The sequence below is a fragment of the Ferrovibrio sp. genome (assembly GCF_002796975.1).
Classification (GTDB): domain Bacteria; phylum Pseudomonadota; class Alphaproteobacteria; order Ferrovibrionales; family Ferrovibrionaceae; genus Ferrovibrio.
The window spans coordinates 643,110-661,401 of the sequence record NZ_PEKV01000005.1 but is presented as its reverse complement, the minus strand read 5'-3'; the positions used below and the strand labels follow the sequence as shown (position 1 = coordinate 661,401).

Annotated in this window: 16 protein-coding genes; 3 read left to right on the top strand and 13 right to left on the bottom strand. The window is 63.1% G+C overall.

Translation table 11 applies throughout. The features are described from left to right. Nucleotide 1: 1 nt before the first annotated feature. The 6 genes from CTR53_RS08085 to CTR53_RS08060 are packed head-to-tail and all read right to left on the bottom strand — an operon-like array spanning nucleotide 2 to nucleotide 5,653. Nucleotides 2-361, bottom strand: coding sequence for an SUF system Fe-S cluster assembly protein (locus CTR53_RS08085; RefSeq protein ID WP_290811066.1), 360 nt, complete (start codon nucleotides 359-361; stop codon nucleotides 2-4). Further along, a complete protein-coding gene (locus tag CTR53_RS08080) occupies nucleotides 361-1,608 on the bottom strand; it encodes a cysteine desulfurase (protein WP_290811063.1) in 1,248 nt (415 codons plus the stop codon). Before CTR53_RS08080 ends, CTR53_RS08085 begins: the two co-directional genes overlap by 1 nt. Then, the gene (sufD, locus tag CTR53_RS08075; protein ID WP_290811058.1) at nucleotides 1,605-2,921 is read right to left on the bottom strand and encodes a Fe-S cluster assembly protein SufD; all 1,317 of its coding nucleotides are present in this window, start codon (nucleotides 2,919-2,921) and stop codon (nucleotides 1,605-1,607) included. The genes CTR53_RS08080 and sufD overlap by 4 nt, the downstream gene beginning before the upstream one ends. A gap of 13 nt (nucleotides 2,922-2,934) precedes the next feature. Beyond that, nucleotides 2,935-3,684 (bottom strand): Fe-S cluster assembly ATPase SufC, encoded by a 750-nt coding sequence (gene sufC, locus CTR53_RS08070; protein ID WP_290811055.1) that lies wholly within the window; start codon nucleotides 3,682-3,684, stop codon nucleotides 2,935-2,937. A gap of 23 nt (nucleotides 3,685-3,707) precedes the next feature. After that, nucleotides 3,708-5,168, bottom strand: a complete 1,461-nt coding sequence (gene sufB, locus CTR53_RS08065) for a Fe-S cluster assembly protein SufB (protein ID WP_290811052.1) — start codon at nucleotides 5,166-5,168, stop codon at nucleotides 3,708-3,710. 20 nt (nucleotides 5,169-5,188) lie between these two features. After that, a complete protein-coding gene (locus CTR53_RS08060; RefSeq protein ID WP_290811049.1) occupies nucleotides 5,189-5,653 on the bottom strand; it encodes an SUF system Fe-S cluster assembly regulator in 465 nt (154 codons plus the stop codon). 257 nt (nucleotides 5,654-5,910) lie between these two features. Here CTR53_RS08060 and CTR53_RS08055 point away from each other — a divergent pair, with 257 nt between their 5' ends. Continuing rightward, the gene (locus tag CTR53_RS08055) at nucleotides 5,911-7,542 is read left to right on the top strand and encodes a tetratricopeptide repeat protein (protein ID WP_290811047.1); all 1,632 of its coding nucleotides are present in this window, start codon (nucleotides 5,911-5,913) and stop codon (nucleotides 7,540-7,542) included. 14 nt (nucleotides 7,543-7,556) lie between these two features. Beyond that, nucleotides 7,557-8,054 carry a flavin reductase family protein gene (locus tag CTR53_RS08050; protein WP_290811044.1) on the top strand — a complete coding sequence of 166 codons (498 nt, stop codon included), beginning with the start codon at nucleotides 7,557-7,559 and terminating at the stop codon, nucleotides 8,052-8,054. Between the two features lie 13 nt (nucleotides 8,055-8,067). On the opposite strand, the gene CTR53_RS08045 is transcribed toward CTR53_RS08050, so the two are convergent. The 7 genes from CTR53_RS08045 to CTR53_RS08015 all read right to left on the bottom strand — a co-directional run bounded on the left by CTR53_RS08045 (nucleotide 8,068) and on the right by CTR53_RS08015 (nucleotide 17,426). Then, nucleotides 8,068-8,769 carry a hypothetical protein gene (locus CTR53_RS08045; RefSeq protein ID WP_290811041.1) on the bottom strand — a complete coding sequence of 234 codons (702 nt, stop codon included), beginning with the start codon at nucleotides 8,767-8,769 and terminating at the stop codon, nucleotides 8,068-8,070. A 66-nt stretch (nucleotides 8,770-8,835) separates the two neighbouring features. Further along, nucleotides 8,836-11,070 carry a hypothetical protein gene (locus CTR53_RS08040; RefSeq protein WP_290811038.1) on the bottom strand — a complete coding sequence of 745 codons (2,235 nt, stop codon included), beginning with the start codon at nucleotides 11,068-11,070 and terminating at the stop codon, nucleotides 8,836-8,838. Nucleotides 11,071-11,162: 92 nt separating this feature from the next. Then, on the bottom strand, nucleotides 11,163-12,977 hold the full coding sequence (locus tag CTR53_RS08035; protein WP_290811035.1) for an SLC13 family permease: 1,815 nt from the start codon (nucleotides 12,975-12,977) through the stop codon (nucleotides 11,163-11,165). A 155-nt stretch (nucleotides 12,978-13,132) separates the two neighbouring features. Next, the gene (locus CTR53_RS08030; protein WP_290811032.1) at nucleotides 13,133-14,329 is read right to left on the bottom strand and encodes an ABC transporter substrate-binding protein; all 1,197 of its coding nucleotides are present in this window, start codon (nucleotides 14,327-14,329) and stop codon (nucleotides 13,133-13,135) included. A 142-nt stretch (nucleotides 14,330-14,471) separates the two neighbouring features. Beyond that, a complete protein-coding gene (locus CTR53_RS08025; RefSeq protein ID WP_290811029.1) occupies nucleotides 14,472-15,431 on the bottom strand; it encodes a hypothetical protein in 960 nt (319 codons plus the stop codon). Between the two features lie 14 nt (nucleotides 15,432-15,445). Next, a complete protein-coding gene (locus CTR53_RS08020) occupies nucleotides 15,446-16,438 on the bottom strand; it encodes a zinc-dependent alcohol dehydrogenase family protein (protein WP_290811026.1) in 993 nt (330 codons plus the stop codon). Between the two features lie 7 nt (nucleotides 16,439-16,445). Next, nucleotides 16,446-17,426, bottom strand: coding sequence for a tripartite tricarboxylate transporter substrate binding protein (locus tag CTR53_RS08015; RefSeq protein WP_290811023.1), 981 nt, complete (start codon nucleotides 17,424-17,426; stop codon nucleotides 16,446-16,448). 139 nt (nucleotides 17,427-17,565) lie between these two features. Here CTR53_RS08015 and CTR53_RS08010 point away from each other — a divergent pair, with 139 nt between their 5' ends. Further along, nucleotides 17,566-18,288: a GntR family transcriptional regulator gene (locus CTR53_RS08010; RefSeq protein ID WP_290811020.1), complete on the top strand. Its 723-nt coding sequence runs from the start codon at nucleotides 17,566-17,568 to the stop codon at nucleotides 18,286-18,288. Nucleotides 18,289-18,292: the final 4 nt, after the last annotated feature.

Sequence of the window (18,292 nt, the reverse complement as noted above, 5' to 3'; positions counted from 1 at the left end):
CTTACATCACACCCAGTTCAAGCCGGGCCGCCTCGGACATATGCTCCGGGCCCCACGGCGGATCCCATACGACATCGATGGTCACCTCGCCGACCCCGGCGATGGAGCGGGTCTTCTGCTCCACCTCGGCAGGCATCGACTGGGCGGCCGGGCAGTTCGGCGAGGTCAGGGTCATGTCGATCTGGACATCCCGCGCCTCGTTTACCTCGACCTTGTATATAAGGCCCAATTCGTAAATGTTAACCGGAATTTCGGGGTCGAAGACGGTCTTGATCGTCTCGATCACCTGATCGCGCAGTTCCTCATGGCCGGCAGCGCCGCCCGCGGGGGTGTTCAGACCAATTTCCTCAGGCGCCGACATCAGCCAAAAATCTCCCTCACACGCTTCAGGCCGGCGCACAGCGCGTCGATTTCGGCCCGCGTATTGTACATCCCGAAACTGGCCCGCACGGTGGCCTGAACCCCCATCCGCTCCATCAGGGGATGGGCGCAATGCTGGCCGACCCGGACCGCGATACCCTCGCGGTCAAGGATAGTGCCGATATCGTGCGGGTGAATGCCCTCCAGCACAAAAGACATCACGCCGGCCTTGTGTGCGGCCGTGCCGATCAGGCGCAGCGAGTTGACCGCCGACAGCTTCTCGGTGGCATAGGCCGTCAGATCGGCCTCATGGGCGGCAATCGCCTCCAGGCCGATCGAGTTCACATAGTCGATAGCGGCACCCAGCCCCACGGCCTCGACGAAAGCCGGCGTGCCAGCCTCGAAACGGTGCGGGATGTCGTTGTATTCGGTCTTCTCAAAGCTGACCGACAGGATCATGTCGCCGCCGCCCTGCCAGGGGGGCATGGCTTCCAGAAGCTCGGCCCTGGCGTAAAGCACGCCAATACCGGTCGGACCATAGAGCTTGTGGCCGGTGAAGACATAGAAATCGGCATCCAGCGCCTTCACGTCGACCTGCATATGCTGCACGGCCTGGCTGCCGTCGATCAGCACCTTGGCGCCTTTTTCATGGGCAACGTGGATCATCTCTTTAACAGGAAGAATGGTGCCCAGCGTGTTGGAGACATGCGCAACCGCAACCAGCTTGGTGCGCGGCCCGATCATTCCAACGAACTCGTCCCAGACCAGTTCGCCGCTGTCGCTGATCGGCGCGACCTTCAGCTTCACGCCATAGCGTTCGCCCAGAATCTGCCAGGGCACGATATTGGCGTGATGCTCCAGATGCGTGATCAGCACCTCATCGCCGGCCTTCAGATTCTGCCAGCCCCAGCTATGAGCGACCAGATTGACAGCCTCGGTGGCGTTGCGGGTGAACACGATCTCGCGGGTGTCTTGCACACCGATGAAATGCGCGACTTTCTCACGCGCTTTCTCATATTCATCGGTCGCCAGCTGGCTCAGCTGGTAAATGCCGCGATGCACATTGGCATAAGTACGCTCGTACATGCGCGTCATCGCCTCGATCACCTGACGCGGCTTCTGCGCACTGGCACCGCTGTCGAGGAAGACCAGCGGCTTGCCATGGATTTTTTCAGACAGGATCGGGAAATCGGCGCGGATGCGCTCGACATCGAAGACCGGGACCGACTGCTTCGGGAGCGCGCTCATGCAGCACCTCCCTTTTCGCTATTCTTGGCCAGCCAGCCTTCGACAAAGGCCTCGACGTAATCACGCAGCGCACCTTCCGGCACGGCGGTCACGATCTCGTAGGCAAAGCCGCTGAGCAGCAGGCGGCGCGCTTCCGCCGCCGGGATGCCGCGCGCCTGCATGTAGAACATCTGCTGCGCATCGACGTCGCCAATGGATGCGCCATGGCTGCATTTCACATCGTCGGCCAGGATTTCCAGTTCCGGCTTGGTGTCGATCTGCGCCCGGTCGGCCAGCAGCAGGGTGCGGCTCAGCTGCTGCGCATCGGTCTTCTGCGCCTGCGGCGCCACCCGGATACCGCCCTGGAATACCGCATGGCCATGATCGTCGACCACATGCTTGAACAGCTGGTTGCTGCGGCAGTCGGGCACGGCATGATGCAGGAACAGGGTATGGTCGAGATGCGCCGCGCCGCGCGCCAGTACCAGACCCCGAACATCGACCTCGGCATCGCCGCCGGCAAACTCGACATGCAGTTCGTGCCGCGCCAACGCGGCACCAGCCTGCACCGAAGCATGGGCATAGCGCGCACCGGCGCCAATCGACACGCGGCCTAGCGCCGCATGATAGGCCGCATCGTGTTCGGCCTGCAGGCGAATGTGCGTGAGCTTGGCGCCCGTGCCGATGGCGACATGAGCGTAGACATTCGTCCACCCAGCCGACGTACTGCTGCCGCCATCGCGGTAGCTTTCCAGCACGGTGGCGGTGGCTTTCGCTCCGAGACGGATCAGGTGGCGCAGGTTGACCAGCGCCGGCACGCCAAAGCTGACGATCTCGACCGGCTTGTCGAGTTGCACGCCATCGTCGAGCAGCAGCACGACACCGTCGCTGGCCAGCGCGGCATTCAACTCGCTGAGAGAAACGGTGCGGTCATCGCCAGCGGACGCCAGCGCATCCTTCAACGCATCGCCCGCAGCACTCAGCGGCGCCAGCGTGGCACCCTTGGGCAGCGCGCCAATCTTCGAGGCCGCCGCATCGAAACGGCCATTCACAAACACCAATCGATGGCTGTCGATGGTCAGCGTGGCAGCCGTGAGACGCACCGCATCCACGCCGCCATCATTGGCGGGCAGCACCCATTGCTGGCGCTCCAGTGCATTCAGGCCGGTGAATTTCCAGCTTTCCAGCTTGTGGTTCGGCAAACCGTGCCTGCGGAAGGCCTCGATGGCGGCCTTGCGGCGTGTCGCCACGGCAGCATCCCTGGCGCCGGGCAGGCTGCCGGCAGCGGCTTCATAGGCGCCGGCCAGATATTCAGTGAAGGGCAAGGCGGACATGATTCATACGCCTTTACGCTGCATCCGCGACGATATCGGCATAGCCCTTGGCCTCGAGTTCGAGCGCCAGTTCCTTGCCGCCGGTCTTGATGATGCGGCCCTTGGACAGCACATGCACGACATCGGGCACGATATAGTCGAGCAGGCGCTGGTAATGCGTGATCACCATGGCCGAACGTTCGGGACTGCGCAGCGCATTCACGCCTTCGGCCACGATCTTCAGTGCATCGATATCCAGGCCCGAGTCAGTCTCGTCCAGGATCGCCAGCGCCGGTTCCAGCATTGCCATCTGGAACACTTCGTTGCGTTTTTTCTCGCCGCCCGAGAAGCCCTGATTGACGGCGCGCTGCAGGAATTTCTCGTCCATCTGCAACTGCTTCATCTTGGCCTTGGCGGTCTTGAGGAAGGTCATGGCATCCATATCGGCCAGGCCTCTGTGCTTGCGCACGGCATTCACCGCCGAACGCAGGAAAGTGGCATTGGCGACGCCGGGAATTTCGACCGGATACTGGAAGGCGAGAAAGATGCCTTCACGCGCGCGTTCTTCCGGCTCCAGGTTCAGCAGGCTCTGGCCGTTGAAGAGGATATCGCCCTGCGTGACGTTGTAACCATCGCGGCCGGCCAGCACATAGGACAGCGTCGACTTGCCGGAGCCGTTCGGCCCCATGATGGCATGGATTTCGCCGGCCTTTATGGTCAGGTCGATGCCGCGGAGAATGTCCTTACCGTCGACAGTGGCGTGCAGGTTCTTGATCTCAAGCATGGGGCAATCCTTGAACTGGTCTCTTAGCCGACCGAGCCTTCGAGGCTCACACCCAGCAGCTTCTGGGCTTCGACGGCGAATTCCATCGGCAGCTTCTGCAACACTTCCTTGCAGAAACCGTTGACAATCGTCGACACCGCATCCTCCTCGGACAGGCCGCGCTGGCGGCAATAGAACAGCTGGTCGTCGGAAATGCGCGAGGTGGTGGCTTCATGCTCGACCTTTGCCGAGCGGTTCTTCACCTCGATATAGGGCACGGTATGGCCGCCGCAGCGGTCGCCAATGAGCAGGCTGTCGCACTGCGAATAGTTGCGCGCGCCGGCAGCGCCGGGCATCACACGCACCAGACCGCGATAGGTATTCTGCGCCTTGCCGGCTGAAATGCCCTTCGAGATGATCGTGGACTTCGAATTCTTGCCCATATGGATCATCTTGGTGCCGGTATCGGCCTGCTGCGCATTGTTGGCCACCGCGACCGAGTAGAACTCGCCCACGCTGTCGTCGCCCTGCAGAATCACGCTGGGATATTTCCAGGTGATCGCCGAGCCGGTTTCCACCTGTGTCCAGCTGATCTTCGACCGCGCACCGCGGCAGGCGCCGCGCTTGGTGACGAAATTGTAGATGCCGCCCTTGCCGTTCTTGTCGCCCGGATACCAGTTCTGCACCGTGGCGTAGCGGATTTCGGCATCTTCCATCGCCACCAATTCGACCACAGCGGCGTGCAGCTGGTTCTCGTCGCGCATCGGCGCGGTGCAGCCTTCGAGGTAGGAGACGTAGGCGCCCTTGTCGACGACAATCAGCGTGCGCTCGAACTGGCCGGTCTTGGCCTCGTTGATGCGGAAATAAGTGCTGAGTTCCATTGGGCAGCGCACGCCCGGCGGCACGTAGACGAAAGAGCCGTCGGAGAAGACCGCCGAATTGAGCGTAGCGTAGAAATTATCGGTCACCGGCACGACCGAGCCGAGATACTTCTGCACCAGCTCGGGATGCTCGCGCACCGCTTCCGACATCGAGCAGAAGATGATGCCGAGATCCTTCAGCTTGCCCTTGAAAGTGGTCGCGACCGAAACGCTGTCGAACACGGCATCGACCGCGACGCCAGCGAGAATCTCGCGCTCCTTCAGCGGGATGCCGAGCTTCTCGTAGGTCGCCAGCAGTTCGGGATCGACCTCGTCGAGGCTCTTCAGCGTCTTCTTCTTGGGCGCAGAATAGTAATGGATGTCCTGGAAGTCGATTTCCGGATAGCTGACCTTGGCCCAGCCCGGCTCGCCCTTTTCCTTGGCCATGCGCAGCCAGGCCTTATAGGCGCGCAGGCGCCAGTCCAGCATCCACTGCGGCTCGCCTTTTTTGGCCGAGATGAAGCGGACGGTGTCTTCGCTCAGGCCCTTGGGCAACAGCTCGGATTCGATGTCGGTGACGAAGCCGTATTTGTATTCGCCGGCCAGGCCTTCGACGGTTTCGATGGTTTGTGCATTGGCAGCCATGGGGCTTGGCTCCGTACTCTTTAAGCGTTGGGCAGCGGCGCAGCCGCACGCGGCGGCAGGGGGTCGAAGAAATCGTAGGCAGGACGCGCCAACTCAGCCAAGGTCACGCCTTCCAGCGCGCTCCGGATGGCGGTGTTGATGCGGTTGATGCCACGGCGCGACACGCAAAGATTCTCGCGGTCGCAGGCGCTGGGCTGGTGGTGATCGGAGCATTGGGTCAACGCGATCGGACCATCCAGCGCCGTAATAATCGCGGCGATCGTGATCTCCTCCGGCGCGGCTGCCAGACGATAACCACCGTGGGCGCCGCGCTGTGAGGCCAGCAGACCGCTCTTGGCCAGCTTGGCCATGATCTTGGCCACAGTCGGACCCGGCAGGCCGGTGGCTTGGGCAGCGTCGGCCGCGTTATGGACGCCGGTGGGTTCCGCGGCGGCATGGGCCATGACCATGACGCCGTAATCGGCCAGGCGGCTCAGGCGCAACATGTTGCAAATCCTTCGCAATTGCAAATCAGACCGATATGGTCTGATTTGTCGGCGGGTAAATAAGACCAGATTGGTATGGATTGCAAGATGATTTCCGAACCAAGGAAGTCAAGCTGGTTAAACCGGGTCTTAAGGGGTTTTCAGGCAATGGTTAATATTGGATCGAATCAGGGGATCAGGGCGTGAATCGGAAGCAGCGGCGGGCACAGGAAAAAGTGGCTGGAAAACAGCCGGCAGGGGCCGCGCAAGCCCCCGCCATGCCGGTGCCGGCCCCGGAGGTGCAGCGCGAGGCCAACCGCTTCAACGACCAGGCCCTGCAGGTCCATGCCGCGGGCCGCAGCGACGAGGCGATAAGCCTGCTGCGCATGGCGATTACGCTTAATCCGGGCCAGCCGCTCTATCATAACAATCTCGGCGAATTGCTGCGGCTGCAAGGCCTGACCGACGTGGCGATGCTCAGCCAGGACGAAGCGATCCGGCTCAATCCGAATTACGCCGAGGCGCACAGCAACCGCGGCAACCTGCTGCGTCAGTTGAACCGCAGCGATGAAGCGATTGCCGAATACCGCACGGCCCTGAAGCTGAAGCCAGACTTCGTCGATGCGCTGAACAATCTCGGTGCAGCCCTGCTCGACACCAAAGATAATACCGGCGCCGTCGAGGTGCTGAAGAAAGCCGTGAAGCTCAATCCCGAAATCGGCATGGCCCAGCGCAATCTGGGCATGGCGCTCTCGGCGCTGGGCGATTTCCAAGGCGCCGAAGCCGCCTACAAGGCCAGTCTGACGGCCCGCATCAAGCCGGTCGATGGCGGTGCCGCCGAAACGCATCTGCTGTTGGGTGATATTGCCCGCGCCAACAACGACCTGGATGGCGCCATGCAGTGGTACAAGCGCAGCTGGCACGAGCGTCCCGGCTATGGCGAAGCGCATAACCGCTACGCCGTGGCACTGATGGTGGATGGCCGCTACCGCGAGGCCTGGCCGCATTTCGAGGCGCGCTGGAGTCTGGCCGAAACCAATGCCGACAAGCGTCCATTCACGTTGCCGTTCTGGACGGGCGAGGCGCTGGCGCCAGGACAAAACCTGTTGCTGTTCACCGAACAGGGCGTCGGTGAGTCGCTGGTGCTATGGAGTGTTCTCCCTGAGTTACTGGCGCGTGGCATAACCCCTGTGATCGAATGCGATCCGCGCATGATCCCGATCCTCGAACGCAGTTTCCCCGGCATCGAGATGCACGGCCGCACCAACCCGCCGCATCCGCGCTTCAACGCGCCGGATTTGGCGATGCAGGCGACCCTGTTCGACGTCGCCCGCGTCTTCCGCAACTCACCGGCCGATTGCACCGGCGCGCTGCCGATCCGTGCCGATCTCGACCGCGCTGCTGCTTTGCGTGCGCAGTATCAGGGCGGCAGCAGTCAACCATTGGTCGGTATCGCCTGGCATAGCGCCAGCCCCAGGCTGGGCGCACCGAAATCCGCTCTGCTGACCGATTTTGCGCCTTTCCTCACTCTGCCCGGCCTGCGTTTCGTCGACCTGCAATACGGTAACCGTGCGGCTGACCGCGCCGCTGTGAAGCAGGCGCATGGCGTCGAGGTGATCGCCGATCCGGCCATCGACCAGATGAAGGACCTGGACTCTTTCGCAGCCCAGGTGGCGGCGGTGGATGTCGTGGTCTCGACCAGCAATACCACCGCGCATATGGCGGCCGCACTGGGCAAGCCGACGCTGATCCTGCTGCATCACGGCATCTCGCCGCACTGGTACTGGACCCGCAACGGCGAGACCACACCATGGTATCCGACCGCGCGCCTGCTGCGTCAGCCGCAAACCGGCGACTGGCACAGCTTGGCGGAAAGCGTGGCGGCGGAATTGAAGCAGCGCGTCTCCTGAACTAGATCCTGGGCATGACCACCGAACTCAACACCGCCTTCAAGGCCGCCATGCGGCGGCTCGCCGCCACTGTCACGGTGATCTCGACCACCGCCGAGAATGGCACTCGGCTTGGCATGACCGCCACGGCGGTGACCTCGGTGTCGGCCGATCCGCCGGCCGTGCTGGCCTGCGTGAACCGGTCCGCCGCGCTGCATGCCCAGCTCGGCCTCGGCCGGCGGCTGTGCATCAACCTGCTGCATTGCAGCCAGCAGCGTCTGTCGGAAGTGTTTGCCGGCGGTCTGGATGGCGAAATCCGCTTCACCGAGGGTGACTGGCAGAGCAATGCCGAAGGCGTGCCCTATCTCGCCGATGCCCAGGCCAACATCTTTTGCGAGATCGAGGCGCTGCATGCCTATGGCAGCCACTCGGTCTGCATCGGGCGCGTGACCCACGCGACCTGTCGTGCCGATGTGGCGCCGCTGGTCTACCAGGATGGCGCCTATATGTGTACGGGGCCCCTCAGCGACTAACCTGGGCGACTGATCAGCTGTAGTGCGAGACCGCCTGGATCAGACGGCGAAACTCGTTCACCACCTGACGTTCCACCGCTTCATTCAGGGCAACCGTGCTTTTCAGCCTGCGCGGTCGCAACGGCACGACCGGTGCCGGTCGCGTCATCTCCGGGGCGACAGGACGTAGCGAGGAGCGCAGCGCCGTTTGCGGCACAGGCGCACGACGCGGCAGGGGCGTGACCTTTGCGGCCGGACGCGGCTGACCGAGCGGCGCCAGCTTCAGCTTCGGGTGTTCCTTGAAACCAGCCGAGGCATAGACCGCGATCTCGCTGCGGCCATCGGGCAGTTCCTCTATCAGCAACAGGGTCGGAAAACGCGCCGCCAGCAGCGCAAAGGTTTCGTCTGGCAGGAAGGAAGGCTCGGGGATGGCGCACCAGCGCCGCTGCGCCTCGAAACCGAGCGGCCGGTTATGCGCCTTGTAGATGCGGCCAAGGTTGTCGGCGAAATTCGGATCCTTGTGGAAGACCAGCACGATCTGGCGATGCAGGTCGTTCGGGCCGTGTCGGCGGCACACCAGCAGTGCAAGTTCATCCGGCCGCGCGCCCAATGCAGCTGCCGCACCGAAGAATCCCAGCACCGTGCCGGCGGCGCGGACATCCTGGGTCAGGAAGCCCAGTCGGTCGGCGTGCCGCAGCGTGCCGATGGGGCTGAAGAAGCGCGGGTTAAGGGTCATAGGCCTGTCTCTGGGCGCATTTTAACGTCCGGACAGCCAAGAGTCTTGCTTCAGACTCGGTAATGGTTAACCGAATAACCGGGCCCACCAGCCATAGCGCCAGCCGGCCAGTGCGACTCCAGCCAGTATGCCGAGGAACAGATACAGGCCCCAGGGCTGACGCTTCTCGGCATAGGGGTCGGTCAGTGCCCGCTCAGAGCCGGGCGGCAACTTGGCCAGCTGAGTCAGGCTGCCGCCGAAGGGAATGTTGATCAGCGCACGGGCATTCACCGCCCAGCCATTGGCATCCAGCAGCGGGCCCAGGTTGCGCTGCCGCAGCTTCATCGCCGCGATGATCATCGACGGACCCGAGATCAGCAGCACTACGCCGATAACGGCCAGCGGAATCTGCCACCAGGCCAGATTGAGGAAGCCCGTCACCACCGAGGCCAGCGCCGTGCCGATGGCACCGATTGCGAGGCCAATGGCGGCGAAGATACCGGCGAATTTGCCGGCATCGAAAGCCGGTGGCGGAGCGGCCTGCGCCGGTGCTGGGGCTGGCTGGCCGGCAATCGCCTGCGTGCCGGTCTGCAGCAGTTGGGTGGTCATCTGCTGCTCGTTGGCCTTGGAGCGTGCCGCGGCGAATTTCTCGACCTGCTCGCCGACGAATTTGCCGACCTTCTTGAACGGCAGCCAGAAGGCCTCACGGATCGAAATCGGGTGGCTGACGATCCGGGTCACCACGGCATCCCAGTCATGGCCGCTGCGATCGTAGAACACCCCGTTGCGCCCCACCATCAACTGGTCGGCGTCGCCAGCCGTGACAGCGGCAGCAATCGTCATCTTTTCGTTGGTCGGCTTGCCATCCATGCCGCGCCGCGTGCAGTCGCAATACAGCAGGTAGATGCGGCTGAGCGCGGCCAGTGTCGCATGCTTGGCCGGATCGTCGACGGCGATACAGAGATCGCAGGAGCGGCCATCGATGAACAGCGTGCCGACCTGGAAGATCGCCTTGCCGCGCCGGGTGTAGAAATCCTTGAAGGCAACAAAGTTGTTGAGCAGCGGCACCAGATCGCGCACATAGAGGGCCAGCGTTTCCACCGACGCAATCGCCTCGAATTCCGGCGCCAGCGCGGCATCCCGCTCGATCAGCGCGACAATCTTCTGCTGCGCGCCGCCCTGCCTGATGGCGCGCAGGCGGGAAACGCCGAGCGGTTCCACCAGCATGCCGGTCTTGCGCTTCAGCCAGTCCATCGCCGGCGCCAGACGCGCCTGCAGGTCACGCCATTCGGCTTCGCTGAGCGTGCCGCGCTCACCCTCCAGCAGCGGGGCAACGGCGGCATCGCGCAGCCGCGCCACGTCGGCGGCCCAGGCCGGATTGACACCCTGGCCTAACGGCAGCGGTCGCTCGGCTTCGATCCGCGCCAGCGGAAACGCGGCGACTGCTGCTGCACCGACCGACAGGTCGTTGTCGGCAATAGCGGCGAAATCCTTGTCATCGGCATTCAGTGCCGTGCCGGCGACAGGATCGTAGGCCGCGAGTCGGCAACGGAAGAAATAATCATCCAGCTTTGCCGACAGCTTCTGCACGGCTTCCACTGCCGGCAGCGTACCCTCGCCCAGCGGCAGGATTTCCGGCTTGGCCAGGGCCTCGTCCCACCAGGCCAGATAGGCATCCAGTGCAGCGAAGAAGGCATCGGCCTCTTCCTTGCCGATGCCGGTTTCGCCACCGCGGTCCGGCTGCTCGCCGAACAGTTTCATGATGTCTTTCATCACCTGAGCGGTGTCGGCATCGTCGCCGGCAGCGGAGGGCGGCACCACGCCATCGCCGTTAAACTGCGTCTTGCCAAAGATGCGTCCGACATCGGCTGCTTCCGCCGGGCTGATCACGCTGGCTTCAGCCTTGCCGATATTGGTCAGGATGCGCCGCGCCGACGCGACGACGCGCGCGCCATCTTCGTGGCTGTCGTCGATGGCATGCAGCGGCAGTTCGCTGTGGCCGGCGAACAGCACATTGGCATCGCGCACCATGTGGCAGGCCCAGTGCACGGCATTCAGCAGCTCCAGCGCACGGATGCGGCCGTCCTTGTCGGCGTCGATCAGTTCCAGCGTGCGGCGGTCGAAATCGATGCCCTTGACCGGGCAGCTCAGCGCCAGCCAGAGCTTCTGGTCGAGACCCGAGAGATGCTTGAGGTCCTCGCCGTTTTCTATACGCAACTGGTCGAAGCCGCCGGCACGGAAGAAGCGCCAGCGATGCGGATTCTCCGGCTGCGGCCGCTCGGCCAGCCGGGTACCGCTCTGATCAGTCTGTGCTTCAGCCATGACAGCCTCCTGAAACCCGAAACAAAACCAAGGATATAGCCGGGATCGCGGGCTGCCAATCGGTTAAGCGGGGACAGTTGGCGGTTGGGGGGTCAGTGCAACGGCCAGAAGACCGGAATGAGCAGGGTACCGACGATCAGGACCAGCCCCGACAATGGCAGGCCGAGCCGCGAATAGTCCCCGAAGCGATAGCCGCCCGGCCCCATCACCAGCGTGTTGCACTGATGCCCGATGGGGGTGAGGAAATCGCAGGCCGCGCCCAGCGCCACCGCCATCAGGAAGGGATCTGGCTGGAGACCAAGCTTCTGCGCCAGACTGGCGCCGATCGGCCCCATGATCAGCACGGTGGCGGCATTGTTGAGGAATGGCGTCAGCAGCATGGCAGCCCCCATCATCATCGCCAGCGCGCCCGTGGGCGGCAGTGCATCCGCCGCCACCGCCAGAATGCCAGCGATCAGCTCCGCACCTCCGGTGCTGCTGATCGAATCGCTGATCGGGATCAGGCAGGCCATGAGTACAATGATCGGGACATCGACCGCTTCGTAAGCCTCCTTCAGCGATAGCACACGGAAGACGACCATCAGCACGGCAGCGCCGAAGAATGCGGTGGTGACCGGTACCACCTTGAACGCCACCAGCAGCATCGCCAGCGCCAGCAGCGCAATCGGCAGATATTCCTGCCGCCTGCGGCCCAGGCCGATGGCGCGATCCAGCAGCGGCAGACAGGCCAGATTGCGCAGCGAGTCCGCCAGCGTCTCGCTCGGCCCCTGCAGCACCAGCACGTCGCCGGTCTGGAAGCGTATCTGGCTCAGGCGCCGGCTGAGCGGCTGGCCCGAACGGCTGATTGCCAACAGGCTAAGCCCCTGATGCTCGCGCAGGCGCAGGGATCGCGCTGAGGCTCCGATCAATGAGGATTCGCCGGTCACCACGGCTTCGATCACCGCCATATCCTTCGGCGGTTCGCCGCGCGTGTCATTTTCCTCCATCTCTTTCGGCGTGCGGGCATCCTGATCGGGATCTGTGGCACGCAGATCGAGCTTGGCCTCGTCGATCAGCTTACGCAAAGCCAGCGCCTCTGCGCGCACCACCAGAATGTCGCCGGCGGAAAGCTGCCAGTGCCAGGCCGGCGTGTAGCGGCGATGCTTCTCGCGGATGATCGCCACCACCTCGACATCGCCCTCGCCGAGTGCTTCCAGATCGCCGACGGTTTTTTCGACCAGCGTCGATTTCTCGCCGACCCGCACTTCGGTCAGGTAGGGATCGGTCTCGAAGGCCTGTTCAGCCGATGACGGTGGTGTTCGATTTGACGGCAACAGACGCCAGCCGACCACCAGAAACAGCAGCCCGGCCACCGCGATGCCGATGCCGACCGGTGCGAAGTCAAACATCGCAAAGGGCTCACCGGTCAGTTCCTGGCGCACGCGCGAGACCAGGATATTCGGCGAGGTGCCAATCAGGGTGACGACACCGCCGATCAGCGAGCCGAAAGCCATCGGCATCAACAGATATGAGACCGAGGTGTTGCTGCGCCGCGCGATCTGGATAGCGACCGGCAGCAGGATGGCCAGCGCGCCGATATTCTTCATGAAGGCCGACATCACCGTGGTGGCGAAGGCGAGCGCGGCGACCTGCAGTGTAATGGTGGTGAGATAAGGTTCGCATTTGCGCACCAGCCGGCCGATCAGGGTGGACTGGCCAACGCCAGCGCTGATCACCAGCGCGGAGGCGACCAGCACCACCACCTGGTCGCTGAAACCGGAAAAGGCCTTCTCGGCTGGCACCACGCCAAGCGCCAGCGCGGCCAGCAGGCCGAACAGGGCGACCAGATCGAAACGGAAGCGGTTCCAGACGAACAGCGCGACGATGACGGCGATCAGGCCGAAAGACAGGGCTTGGGGCAGGGTCACTTGGGTATCCGGGCAAAATAGGAATGGCGTGCCCGGTGTAACGGCTTAGTCCGGCTTCCTGTTCCCCTCTTTTCCGCTCCTGTGGCGGAAGACCGGGAAAAAATACGGCCGGCGAAGTTACCCCTCGCCGGCCGCGCTTGATCATGCAGTCTGGATCAGAGCTTGCAGCCGCTGTCTTCCAGCTTGAAGAAGGCCTGCTCGCCCGGAATGGTGGCGAGCTTCTTGTAATAGTCGAACGGGCGCTTGCTCTCCGAGGGCTTCTTCACCTCGAAGAGATACATGTCATGCACCATTCGACCGTTGGCCAGCACCTTGCCGCCCTGGCCGAAGAAATCGTCGACCGGCAGTTCCTTCAGCTTCCTGGCCACCGCATCGGCATCCTTACTGTTGGCGGCCTTCACCGCCTTGAGATACGACAGCGTTGCCGAATAGGTGCCGGCCTGGATCATGTTCGGCATGCGGCCGGTGCGCTTCATGAAACGCTCGCCGAATTCACGCGACCTGTCGTCGTTGTCCCAGTAGTAACCTTCCGTCACCACCAGGCCCTGGCCGGCCTGCAGGCCGAGGCCATGCACTTCCGCCAGGGTGGTGAGCAGGCCGGCCAGCTTCTGGCCACCGGCGGTGATACCGAATTCGGCGGCCTGCTTGATCGAGTTGATGGTGTCGTTGCCGGCATTGGCCAGACCGACCACCTTGGCTTTCGATGACTGCGCCTGCAGCAGGAAGGAGGCGAAGTCGGTGGCATTGAGCGGGTGCTTCACTGCGCCCAGCACCTTGCCACCAGATGCCGTGACGATCTTCGAGGTGTCTTCTTCCAACTGGTAGCCGAAGGCATAGTCGGCGGTGAGGAAGAACCAGCTGTCGCCGCCGGCCTTGGTCAACGCGCCGCCGGTGCCGACCGCGAGCGCACGGGTATCGTAGGCCCAGTGGAAGCCGTGCGCATGGCAGGAGTCGCCGGTGATGCGCGACGTGGCGGCGCCCACGACGATATCGATCTTGCCCTTGGTCTTGGACAGTTCATGCACCGCCAGCGCCACCGAAGAAGTGGTGAGTTCGGTGATCATGTCGACGCCGTCGGTGTCATACCACTGGCGCGCAATCGACGAACCGAGATCGGGCTTGTTCTGGTGATCGGCCGAAACCAGTTCGATCTTGCCGCCCAGCACGCTGCCGCCGAAATCCTCGATCGCCATTTTGGCGGCCTCGACCGACCACTTGCCGCCGTAGTCGGCATAGACGCCAGACTGATCGTTGAGTACGCCGATCTTCACGCCCTGTGCATAGGCAGGTGCAGCGGCAAACAGCAAAGCTGCGCTGACCGCAGCGCCGATATGAATAGTGGAATTCTGCACGAGATTCCTCCTGACAATTTTTATGGAATGTCAGGGGTAGTGCAGATTCCTGCTGTGGGCGAGTCCGTTTCTGCACACGGCTGCGTGATGGATGCAAGGCACCATCCAGAAACTGACCGCAAGCCTACGTAAAGTTTATACGCTACCGGCTTGCTGCATCGCGAAAAGCCTGTGGCGCCTGCGGGCCCCATTGCGAATGCAGACCAGTGCTCTTCGGATGCTTCCGGTATTCGTGGCTGTTGTTCAGCACATCGGTATCGGTCCAATGCTCGTGCACGCGGCCCCAGGGATCCATCCAGTAGTCAAACACTTGCGCGCCCAGCGTATGGCGGCCCAGACCCCAGAGATGCAGGTCTGGATACTTCTGCATCAGCGTATCGTGCCCGGTGGCAAGGTCGTCGAAATCCTGCACCTCGAAGGACACATGGTTCATGCCCGAATTGGCATGGCGGCCGAACATCATCACATGGTGATCGACATAGTCCGGACCGGCGTCGACGCGGTTGAAGCTGGCCAACAGCGTGTTCGGATCGTCTTCCATATGCACTTCATCGGAGGCGACGATGCCGAGATGGTGCTGCGCCCAGGCGACCGATTTCTCGATCTCCGGCGTGCTGATCACCACATGGCCGATACGCTTGACCAGAGATGGGCGGTGATCGACGCGCAGCAGCTTGCCCGGTCGCGCCAGCTTGTTGTTGCCGAAATTGAATACATTGGCATCGGCCGGCAGCGGCGCGGCGTTTTCGACGCCCCACACCACTTCCAGCTCCATGCCGTTATGCTCTTTGATCCGCACACGCTTGCCGCCGCCGGGCTCGTCGATATCTTCGACAGCCGACGCGCCCTCGCCTTCGTTCGACAGCTTGTGCAGGTCGTCCAGCGAATTGGCCCAGAAGCCGATGCGCAGCACCGCCGGATCGCCCTTCTCGGTGATATGGATATGATGCGACGGATCGGTGCCGCGCATATACAGCCTGTCGCCGCTGCGTTCGGCGCGCACCAGACCGAAAGTGGTGAGATACTCCTCGGCCTTGTCGAGGTCAGGTGAACGCAGCCTGATCCAGGCAATGTCCTTGATGCGAATGATGGGCGTGACCATGCTTGCCTCTACGCTTACGGAACCAGAAGAATCTTGCCGAGCGACTCACCGCGCTCGATGATGCGATGCGCCTCGGCAGCTTCCACCAATGGCAGCTTGACCGAAACAACAGGGCGTATAGCTCCCTTGTCGAGCATGTCGATGACCTCGCCCATGATCTGGCGACGCAGGGCAGGATCGGCATCCAGCGTGTGCATTGAGAAGCAGCGCAGGGTGAGGCTTTTGGTGAGCAGGTTGCGCATCTCGGCAAAGATGTCGCTGGGCGGATTGCCGGCAATGGCATTGAAAGACACCAGCGTGCCCCAGGGCGCCAGCATCTTCAGCGCATCGAACAGCCCGGCACCGCCGACATGGTCGAGCACCAGATCCACGCCGCGGCCGTCGGTCAGCGCCAGCACGCGATCAAGCACTGCCTCGCGCTTGTAGTCGATCACATGGTCGGCGCCCTGCTCTCTGGCAAAGCGATCCTTGTCGGCTGAACTGACGCTGCCGATTACGGTCAGATCGAGATGCCGCGCAATCTGCACGGCGGCCGAACCGACGCCGCCGGCCGCACCGGCGATGAAGATGCTCTTCAGCTTACGCGCCTGCAGCACGTCGCGCAGCATGGCCCAGGCCACCTGGTAATTCGGCAGGCAGGCAGCCCGATCTAGGTCAACGCTGTCGGGCAACGGAAATGGCGCCGCCTCCGGTACCACCAGATACTCGGTGTAGCAGCCGCCACGCTGCGCCAGTTCGCGGGCAGTGACCAGCACCTTCTGCCCGACTGTCAGCTGCGTGACGCCCTCACCCACTGCGGCGATGCGCCCGCTCAGATCGCTGCCCGGACTGGTGGGCAGCGGCGGCATCCATTTGTATTTGCCGGTGCGGATCAGGACATCGGGCCAGCCGACGCCGACGGCTTCGGCCTGGACCAGCACTTCACCTTTACCCGGCGAAGGCGTGGAACTTTCGGCGGGCTCGAGAACCTCGGGCCCGCCGGTCTTATGAATGACGACAGTCTTCACGCGTGACTCATTCCTGCTGCGGAATATTCGCCTTCTTGATCACATCGGTCCAGCGCGCGGCTTCCGAAGCCACCATCTTCTTCATGGCTTCCGGCGTGCTGCCCTGCACCTCGCCGCCGACTACTTCCTCCAGGCGGGCTTTGACTTCCGGCCGCGCAATCGACTGCTGGATCGCGGCATTCAGCTTGGCGACGACCGGCGCCGGCGTGCCCTTCGGCGCAAAGATACCGGCCCAGGTGCGGACATCGAAGCCCGGCAGCGCGCTTTCGGCAATCGTCGGCACATTCGGCATATCGCGGAACCGCGTCGGTGAGCTGACCGCCAGTGCCTTGAGCTTGCCAGCCTTGAGCTGCGGCGCCACCGTCACGGCGGTGGCGATGATGATCGGCAGATCGCCGCTCAGCAGGCCGGTAAAGGCGGCCGCCTCGCCGCGATAGGGCACATGGTTCCACTGAATGCCGGCCACCGAGGCGAGCAGTTCGCCAGTGAGATGATGCGTCGAGCCGACGCCGGCCGAGCCGTAATCCAGCTTGCCCGGATTGGCCTTGGCATAGGCGATCAGCCCCTTCATGTCGTTGGCGGGGAAATCCGGCTTCGCCGCCACGGCGAAGGCGTAGTAGACGATCGTCGAGACCATCTCGAAGCTGTCGACCGGATGGAAAGGCAGGCTCTTGTACAGACCGGCCGAAACGGCGTGGCCGCCGGTAGGAAGCCCGATGGTGTAGCCGTCCGGCGCCGCAGTGGCGACCGCGCGCGACGCGTTGTTGCCGCCAGCACCAGGACGCTGCTCCACGACGATCGGCTGCTTCAGGATCTCACCCATCGGCTGGGCCAGGATACGCGAGATGGCATCTGCGGTGCCGCCGGCGGCAAAGCCGTGGATCAGGGTGATCGGGCGGGACGGGAATTCCTGGGCGACCGCCAGCGGAGCGGCGGCGGCAATGGAGACACCGAGGCTGAGCCCGGCCAGTGCAACGAGTCCACGCATTTCTTTCTTCTCCCTAGACTTTTTCTGCGAATTTCCGCCTCCGCCTGCTATTCAGTCAGGCTGAGGTGAACCTCTAGTATTTGCATTAAGGGGAGTTTTGTGCATAATGTCCAGAAGAATGCATAAAGAATCTTCAGGCATGGACCAGCCAGTCACCGCCGGCACAGACCGCCCCGAAGCCGAAACCACCCTGGTGGCAAAGGCTTATGGCGTGCTGCGCAAGGCCATCGTGCGCGGCGAGCTGCTGCCCGGCGACAAGCTGAAGATCGACGTGCTGCAGAAACAGCATGCGATTTCCAGCAGTCCGCTGCGGGAGGCGCTCAATCGTCTGACCGCCGAAGGGCTGGTGACGTCGGAGGGCAATCGTGGTTTCCGCGTCGCGCCGATCTCACTCGATGACCTTGCTGATATCGTGAACCTGCGCATCGTGTTGGAACGCCAGGCGGTCGAAGCCTCGATTGCCGATGGCGGCGACGACTGGGAAGCCGGCGTGGTGGCGGCCTTCTATCGCCTCGAACGCGAGGAAAAGCGCATCTTCGAGGAACAAGCGGCGCTGAATGAGGAATGGAGCCAGCGCCATCGCGACTTCCATATGGCGATTATGTCAGGCGGTCGTTCCAAACGCCTGATCAACATGGTCGCCAACCTGTTTGACCAGGCCGAACGCTATCGCCGTCTTTCGGCGGTGTACCGCAAGGGGCCGAAGAACAAGAGCAATGAACACAAGCGGCTGATGGACGCCGTGTTGTCGCGCGATCCGGTGCTGGCCGCCGAACGGTTGCGCGAGCATGTCGAGAAGACCGCGCAGAATGTCGTCAACGCCATGAAGGCGAAACAGGCCGAAGCCGAACCGGCCGAATAACCCA